The organism is Lewinella cohaerens DSM 23179 (assembly GCF_000379805.1).
Taxonomy (GTDB): domain Bacteria; phylum Bacteroidota; class Bacteroidia; order Chitinophagales; family Saprospiraceae; genus Lewinella; species Lewinella cohaerens.
Genome location: NZ_KB903577.1, coordinates 1 through 9846, shown reverse-complemented (window position 1 = coordinate 9846; position 9846 = coordinate 1). Strand labels below are relative to the sequence as shown.

1 protein-coding gene is annotated in these 9846 nt (G+C 47.4%); it reads left to right on the top strand.

The features are described 5' to 3' along the window. Positions 1-156: 156 nt before the first annotated feature. On the top strand, positions 157-9846 hold a 9690-nt coding region (locus A3EU_RS34405), incomplete at its 3' end, for an SdrD B-like domain-containing protein (protein ID WP_425412738.1).

The following is a 9846-nucleotide window of genomic DNA, read 5'->3' as shown; positions in this document are numbered from 1 at the left end:
CCTGCCGGGCAGGGTGGTCCAAGTGGCGCAACCTACAGTTGGTCGCCCAACACTTTCTTGAATAATACAAACATTGCGCAACCAACATCTAGCGCACCNTTTACCTTCAATTATACCCTTACGGTAAGTGAAAACGGCTGTGTACGCACCGATGTAATGCGTGTAAACGTAAACCCATTACCTACACCTTCGATCACTGGCGATCTAGAAATTTGCCAAGGAGAAAGCACTACACTAACCGCTAGTGGTGGCACAAGTTACCTATGGAGTACAGGCGCTACGACAGAAAGTATCACTGTTAATCCTGCGAGTACCAGTACTTACACCGTTACCGCAACCAATGGTAATAATTGTACCAATACAGCTAGCGCAACGGTTATTGTCAACGACAACCCTGTGGCTGCCCTTAGCGGAAATCCATTGGTTTGTAATGGACAAAGCACAACGCTTACGGCAACAGGAGCAGGAGCTGATGGGGCTTACGCTTGGAGCACAGGCGCAACCACCGCAACGATTAGCGTTAGCCCAACGGGTATCGAAACCTATACGGTGACGGTGACCAACGCCAATGGCTGTACAGATGAAACAAGTATTACGGTTAACGAAGCACCCACGCCAACGGTAGTGGCAGCTTCTATTGAATTATGTGCCGGAGAATTCACAACATTGACGGCCAGTGGTGGGTCTACTTACCAGTGGGGCAGTAATGGAAACGATGCCACTACGGCAGCAATTACGGTCACGCCATTAGTGACCACTACTTATAATGTGACCGTCACCAACGCGGCAGGCTGTGCCAACGAAGCGAGCGTTACGATCACTGTTCTGGAGCAACCAGAAATTACAGACGTAGCAGTTGTGCAACCGACCTCTTGTAATGGTACCGAAAATGGCAGCTTGACAGTCAACGCAAGTGGCAATAGTGCTACACTACAGTACCGCATCAATGGAGGTGCTTGGCAGGCAAGCAATATTTTTGCTGGCCTGGGAGCAGGCACTTACAATGTAGAAGTAAGTTACACTGGTGCCCGTTGCATGGTGGGCCCAACCACCGTTACGCTTAACCCTGTAGTCCCCCCAGCGGTAAGCGTTAGCCCTGATGTAGCCACCTGTGCTGGAAATAGCACTACCCTTGTGGCTACCGGAAACGGCGGCACGGGCAACTTGACCTACACTTGGATGCCTGGCAACCAAACGGGAGCCAGTATTACAGTTACGCCTGCGGTCACGACGACCTTTACGGCAACTGTTCTAGACGAATTGGGTTGTAGCTCAACGGATGCTGTGACGATTACCGTCAACGAAAACCCAGTCGCCAGCCTCACCAAAACGGATGCTACCTGCGGACAAGATAATGGTACTGTTGCCGTAGGTGTAAGCGGCGGCGAAGCTGCTTATCAATACACTTGGTCACCAAATGTGAGTACTACAGCCACTGCGACGAATCTCGCTGTTGGCACGTACAACGTGACCGTTACGGATGCTAACAGCTGTTTTGGAACGGCTACCATTAATATCAACAATCTTTCCGCGCCAAGCGTAGTAGCTGCCGCTGACCAGACAATTTGTGAGGGTAGCAACGCTACACTTAGCGCAACAACTACAGGTGGTACAGCTCCTGTGACCTTAACTTGGATGCCAGGGAATTTATCTGGCAATGACCTAACGGTTGCTCCAATTACGACGACGACTTACACGGTTACAGCTACCGACGCTAACGGCTGTACAGCTACCGATCAAATGACGATCAATGTTGATCCAGCATTTGTCTCGGGTATCAACGCACCGGCTAGCATTTGTGCAGAAGAGGGTGTATTGTTCAGCGCGGCTCCGGCTGTAGCAGGAGCAACCTATAGCTGGACCTTTAACGGATCGGCCACGCCTACTTCTTCTACCCAAAGTAATGTAACCGTTTCTTACGCGACTCCTGGTAGTTACACCGCAACCTTGGTCGTAAGCCGTGGCTTGTGTACGGAAACTTATGTTCATAATATTGAAATCACTCAAGCAGTATTTGCTTCGGGAGGACCAGACCAGACCATGTGCCAGGGAGGTGAAGCCATCATCGGTTTACCAGAAGGGGAAGCTGGTCCTGTAGGCGCTCAGTACACTTGGACTCCTAATTTGTTCCTAGAGAATGACCGCGATCCGCAAACAACAGCGAGCCCTCCTTTTGACTTTACTTACACGCTGACTGTTGAACAGAATGGTTGTGTACGCACGCAGCAAGTACGGGTAACGGTTGATGTGAATAAGAATCCTATTGCAGATGCAGGAGCAGATATAACGATTTGTCCTGGTGAGGAAGTTGTGTTGGGGGGCACGCCTTCAGGTACACCTCCGCCGGCGGAGCCGAGTACTGGGATTGCTAGTTATAGTTGGTCGCCAATTACAGGTTTGGATGATGCTACTTTGGCAAACCCAACGCTTACGGCAAATGTGGATGAAACCTTTGAGCTGATTGTTACAGCGACCACAGGTTGTACAGATACGGCAAGTGTTAATGTAACAATTCTAGATTGTGGAATCATTGGTGATTTTGTTTGGGAAGATGATAATGCCAACGGTATTCAAAATATCGGCGAATCGGGTGTCGCAGGAATCAGTGTGGAATTACTTGATACTGATGATAATGTTTTGGCAACGACCAGTACGAATGCTAGTGGTTACTATGAATTTACGAATCTGCCAAGTGCAACCTACAAAGTCGCGTTTGATCGTCCATTAGGTTACATTCGGGTATTGCCCAATATTGGTAGTGATGATTCTATAGACAGTGATGCTAACCTATTTACCGGCATCACCAATCCATTCACATTGGCACCTGGTGAAACGAATAATGATATTGACGCAGGTCTTTACCGCTTGTTTACCCAGCTAGGCGACTTGGTCTTCAAAGACCTTAACGGTAACGGACAATTTGATGCAGGTGAACCTGGTATAGAAGGTGTAACAGTGAATCTTTATAATGATGTTCCTGAAATCCTCTCTACCACAACTACCGACGAAAACGGTATTTACGGCTTCTACGATCTAGAACCAGGTAATTACGAAGTTGAGTTTACATTGCCAACAGGCTACTCTTTTACTTCACAGTTTACTGGTGGAGACAACCTTAAGGACAGCAATGCCAACCCTGTAACAGGTAGAACCGGAACCTTGACACTAGATAGTGGCAAAGGAGACATCACGATAGATGCTGGGCTTGTGCAGTTTGATTTGGCGTTGGATATCGCTATCAACGGTAGCACGCCTGGCCCATACAGTCAGGGCAGTCAGGTAGATTTTGCGATTACTGTTACCAATGAAGGCAGTATCATCGCTCAGGGTACGGAAGTCACGGACTACTTGCCCGCTGGATTAACCATTATTGGTTTTGATGCAAATGGTACGACTGTTGTCAACAATGGCGACGGAACCTTTACGATTCCAAGTTTAGATCCTCTTGCTTCGGTAACCTTTATTGTTGAAACAACGATCAATGCTAACTTCCAGGGTACGAGCCTTACGAATGGCGCAGAAATTACCACCGATAGTGGTGGTGATATTGATTCTACTCCTGCAAACGACCTACTATCAGAAGACGACCAGGATGAAGTAACTCTCCTCATCAACCAGACTGCTGGTATTCTTATTGAAAAAGCGACCAACGGTATTGATGCTGATGCACTGCCAGGTGTAATCCTTTTGGTGGACCCAACAGCACCTCCGACCGTCACTTGGACGTACGTAGTAACAAATATTGGGTCGGTAGATATTACCAATGTGGTTGTCAACGATGACCAGGAAGGGCAAGTTGGTACCATTGGCACACTAGCTGCTGGTGCATCCCAAACGTTTACCCAAACGGGTATTGCTGGCTTGGGCACTTATTCCAATTTAGCAACAGCAACAGCGGATAACCCGCTGGGAGGAACTGTTACGGATACGGACCCATCCAATTACACTGGCGCATTTATTAATGTAGAAAAAGTGGCCGACCGCACAGAGATTTGTGCAGGCGAAGAGGTCAACTTTACCCTCACTGTTCGCCTGTTGGGTGGAGCAGACGGTTTTCAATTACGTGAAATTAGCGTAGAAGACACGAATCTCGCTGGAATGCTGATGCCAGGTGATGCTTATTTCGTGGCTGCGAGTGACCTCAACGGTAACGGCTACGTCGATTTTATTGATAATAATAACGATGGCGTTTCCGACGAAGAGTTTGTTTGGGAATACTCCGTTATTTACAATACCACGACGACGAATATCGCAATGGACGAGGCCGAGCTCTGGTACGTTGATCCAACGAATAGCGCGGAAACCTACCAGTTTGATGTGATGAATACGGATGCGGTAACGGTTGATGTCAACCCATTACCGGTTGTTACCTTCTCTGGCGACACGGAAATTTGTAATGGAGAATCAACCACTATCACGGCTAGCGGAGGTACCTCTTATTTATGGAGTACCACTGAAACGACACCTTCAATTACCGTTGCACCTACAGGCACAGCAACTTATGATGTGACCGTCACAGATGGTAATGGCTGTGTTACGGTAAGTAGCGTACAGGTTGTTGTGAATGATAATCCGGTAGCCAGCTTAGTAGGTAACCCTCTGGTTTGTGAAAAAGAAGTAACGGTACTTACCGCTGCTGGTGCAGGTGCTGGCGGATCATATTTGTGGAGTACCACTGAGACGACAGAAAGTATTACCGTTAATCCTCAAACGATACAAACCTATTCCGTAACCGTAACGGATGCAAATGGCTGTACGGATGATGTTTCGGTCACCGTGACCGAAGCACCTGAGCCTATTGTTATTGCCGCCTCTACAGAAATTTGTTCAGGAGATGGTGAGTTGATTACCCTCGTTGCTTCAGGCGGCGGCACTTATCAGTGGGACGCCAATGCAGGGAATGCTACTACTGCGGAAGTAGATGTACTGCCTATTGTTACGACCATTTATAATGTCACCGTCACGAGTGATGGAGGCTGTGCAGGCGTAGCCAATGTGACCATTACCGTTGTTGAAAATCCCGAGATTACCGATGTCATTACTGTCGATCCTACAGCATGTGACGGTAATGATAATGGCAGCATTACAATTATAGCTACCGATAATAGTGATGATTACGACTTGCAGTACCGCATCAATGGAGGTATTTGGCAAGCAAGTAATGTCTTTACCGGACTTGGAGCTGGTAGTTACAATATAGAAGTTAGCTACGAAGAGAGTAACTGTATTGTTACGGGTAGTGAACCTACCATGTTGAATGATGCAGTGCCACCTACGATTACTGCTAATGCAGATCATGCCATTTGTATTGGCGAAACGACTATGCTTACCGCTTCCTCTACAGGAGGTACAGGTACGATCACCTACGTTTGGGAACCGGGCACCTTGGCTGGTGACAATGTTTCAGTTTCTCCAGTTGCAACAACGACTTATACCGTTACCGGAACAGACGAATTAGGCTGTAGCAATACCGATGTAGTTGTTGTGACGGTGAATTCCTTGCCGCAATTGAATGTAGTTAAAACCGATGCTGCCTGTGGGCAAAGCAACGGTGAAATTACCGTCAATGTCACGCAAGCAACAGCGCCGCTAACCTTTACTTGGTTGCCAAATGTTGGCAACACGGGTACCGTTACAGGCTTGGCCGCAGGAGATTATACCGTGATGGTAGAAGACGCTAATGGTTGTTCAGAAGAGACAGTTGTCACCATCAATGAATTATCAGCACCTACCATAAGTGTAAATGCTGACGCTACCGTTTGTGAAGGCGACATGGTTACGCTTACAGCTGTAACAGGTGGCGGTACAGGAGCTTTATCTGTTGTTTGGATGCCAGGTAACCTTACGGGTAATAATGTAACAGTGACCGCCAACGCTACGCAGACCTACACGGCAACAGTGACTGATACGAGAAACTGTACCGCTACAGATGAGGTAACCATAACCGTGGATCCATCCTTTGTTTCAGGAATTACAGGTTTGGGTAACCTTTGTGCAGAAGAACCTACGACCTTTACGGCTACTCCAGTTGATGGAGCGACCTATAACTGGACCGCTACTGGGCCAGCAACACCAGCTTCTGGTACGGGAGAAACCTTTACGATGAGCTGGGGAGATACGCCAGGAGTTTATACCGTTACCTTGACGGTTACTCGTGGTACTTGTGTTCGCGTTTATACCCAGGATGTTAATATATCTATGGCAGTTTTTGCCGACGCTGGCGATGACAAAGCCATTTGTCAAGGAGGAAGTGTACAAATTGGCCTTCCTCAGGGACAATCTGCTCCGATAGGCGCTATTTACACTTGGAGTCCAGATAATGGAACGCTGACGGATATTACGTCTGCGCAGCCAGTTGCCAGTCCTTTGGTAACGACAACCTACACGATGACGGTTACGCTCAACAACTGTACCCGTACAGATGAAGTAACGGTAGTTGTTGATCCAGATTTGAACCCTGTTGCCGATGCTGGCGATGACCTTTTGGTTTGTGCAGGTACGGAAGTTACCTTGATGGGCAACCCGACAGGAACCGTTGCTTCTGCAAACCCAGGAGATGGTATTGCGGGGTATATTTGGTCACCATTGAATGATGTAAATAATGCCTTCTCCTTTACGGAATCTGCGACATTTACAGCGAATGCAGATGGAAATTACCAGGTGATTGTCTTTGCCAATTCTGGTTGTACTGATACTGCTTTTGTCAATATTGCGATTGCGAACCCAATAGTATTAACAGGTTCATCGTCCTCGGATGCCGACTGTAATGGAGCAGCAACCGGAAGCATAACGCTAAACGTTGCCGGCGGTACAGGTAACTATGTATACGATTGGGGTGACCTTGCGGGTACCAACGATCCTGCTGATCGTACCAACCTTACTGCGGAAACTTATACCGTAACGGTAAGTGATGATGGCGGGTGCTCTGCTATACAATCCTTTACGATTAACCAACCGACGGTACTGATGGCTGTCGCTGATAGTGTAGCTGTGTGTGGTGGTGAGAGTGGAACCTTAACTGTAATGGCTTCGGGAGGAGTTACTCCTTATACCTATCAATGGAGTGATGGCGGAGGAACAGATGCATCAGCAACCTATACTCAAACAGAGATTGCGAGAAGTTATACGGTTACTGTTACAGATGCCAATGGTTGTGAAACAACTGCTGTTGGTCGCCTCACCGTTTTACCTCTAGCAGCATTCGACCTGACTGAAGATACTCTTATTTGTGCGGGAGAAACGGTTACGCTGGAGACGTCGAACCTCTTTATTTATGTAGGAGGACCATTAACTACTGTAACTTTTGATTGGAACACAGGAGAAGATACTCCAACGATAGATGTCACCCCTGCTTCTACACAAACTTATACGGTAACCGTTACGGTTACCTACGACTTTAGTGAAGACGAACAATTGATTTGCCAGGGAGAGGAAAGTGTTACAGTAACCGTTGCACCTAATGTCGTTATTGATGCAGATAATACTACGGTAATTGATGCTGATTGCAACGGATCTTCTACAGGCTCAATTGATTTAATCGTAACTTCTGGAACACCAACTTATATCTATTCATGGACAGGGCCTGATGGATTTACGGCGGATGTCGAAGATATTTCAGGCTTGGCTGCTGGAACTTATACGGTTGTCGTTACCGATCAAAATGGTTGTTCTGATACAGAAATATTTACGATCACGGAGCCTACCGTTTTAGCAATTGATATGACAGGTTCAACAACAGAAGATTCTGATTGTAATGAATCCGCAGTGGGTGCTATCGATTTAGTAGTAGCAGGCGGTACCACACCATATACTTACCTGTGGAACACGGGCGCGACGAGCGAAGACCTAAGCAGCCTTATCGCTGGCATGTATACTGTTACAGTTACGGATGACCAAGGTTGTACAGACGAAGCGACCTTCACGATTGAAGAGCCAACCCTACTAGAGGTAAGTGCGACGAAAACGGACGAAACTTGCGCTATGGCCAATGGTACCATTGACGTGACTGTCAACGGCGGTACAAGTCCTTATACTTACGCCTGGAATGACGGAGACACGACGGAGGATCGTTCTGATTTAGCACCAGGTACTTATACTATAACAGTTACCGATGCGAATAACTGTACAGCAACAACGAGCATAACTATTATTGCTGACCCTGTCCCGATAGTAACGGTTGACGATGTGACGCTTTGTGCAGACGAAGATGCAACATTAGTAGCCGTAGTCAGCAGTGGTACACCTCCTTACACCTACTTGTGGAGTAATGGAGGAACCTCATCCTCGACTGTGATCGAAGAGGTATTTGCTACAAATACCTATACCGTGACGGTAACCGATGCAGATGGATGTACAGCAACTGCCACAGGAACTGTTAATGTTAACTCATTACCAGTTCCAGATGTAAGTGATGACCTCACGATCTGTGAAGGCGAATCAACTACACTGATTGTAGAAAATGTCTTCTTTGGCACACCACCCTTTACTTATGAATGGTGGAATGCGACCGATCCAGGAACAATTTTGTCGACGACAACAGAATTGACGGTAGGGCCTGCGGAACTTATTGCTGGTCAGGTTAACAATTTCTTTGTTAGAGTAACGGATGCTAACGGTTGTAAAGAACGTGACATTGTAATGGTAGAGGTAGTTCCCAATCCAACGGTCACGGTTACTGATCAAACGATCTGTGCTGGTGAAACAGCGACGCTTGTTGCTGTTCCTGGAGCAGGAAACGGCAATTATACTTATTTATGGGGCACTGGTGAAACGACAGCATCCATTTCTGTGTCACCAGTAGCAACTACTAATTATAGCGTGACAGTAACGAGTACCTACATTAGTTCTGATGGAGGTGTTACTGAATGTACAGATGAAACGACAGCCTCAGTAATAGTGGAGGCAATTCCAGTCATCACCAGTATTGTTGAAGGTAATGCAACCTGTGGCGATATTAATGGCATAATAACCTTCAATTTTCCGGATACGCCTGTGCGTACGACAATCCTGTTTAGCATAGATGGTGGAGCTACCTATCCCTACAGTAGCCTGGATAATGTGGGTAGCTTCACAATAACAGGACTTGCTCCAGGCACCTACGATCTATGGAGCAGTTGGGACGGTAACGGCGGCGATTGTCCAGTAGACCTGCCAGACGCGACCATCCAGGATGAGCCTGGTCCAGTAATAACGGCTGGCACAACAATAACTCCAGCGGATTGTAATGGTGCTTTAACCGGTGAGATTGACTTGTCAGTAAGTGATGGTACTGCACCGCTCACCTACGTTTGGACTGGCCCAGGCGGCTTTATGGAAAGCACTGAAGATATCAGTGGTTTAGTCGCTGGTACCTATACGGTCGTTGTGACTGATGCGAATAATTGTAGTGATACGGAGAGCTTCACGATTGAAGAACCAACGACCTTAGAAATTGATGTTGACGCAACAGTATTAACCGATGCGGATTGTAATGGCGCAGCCACTGGCACTATTGATTTGGTAGTCACTGGCGGTACTGCACCATATACTTACCTGTGGAACACTGGTGCTACGAGCGAAGACCTTACCGGCCTTACCGCAGGCCCGTACACGGTCACGGTTACCGACGACCAAGGTTGTACCGATGAAGCGACCTTCACCATTGATGAGCCAACGACTTTAGAAATTGACGTTGATGCAACAGTTCTCACGGATGCTGACTGTAATGGATCAGCCACAGGCACTATTGATTTGGTAGTCACCGGTGGCACTGCACCATATACTTACCTATGGAACACAGGAGCAACGAGCGAAGACCTCACTGGCCTCACTGCAGGCACGTACACGGTCACCGTTACAGATGACCAA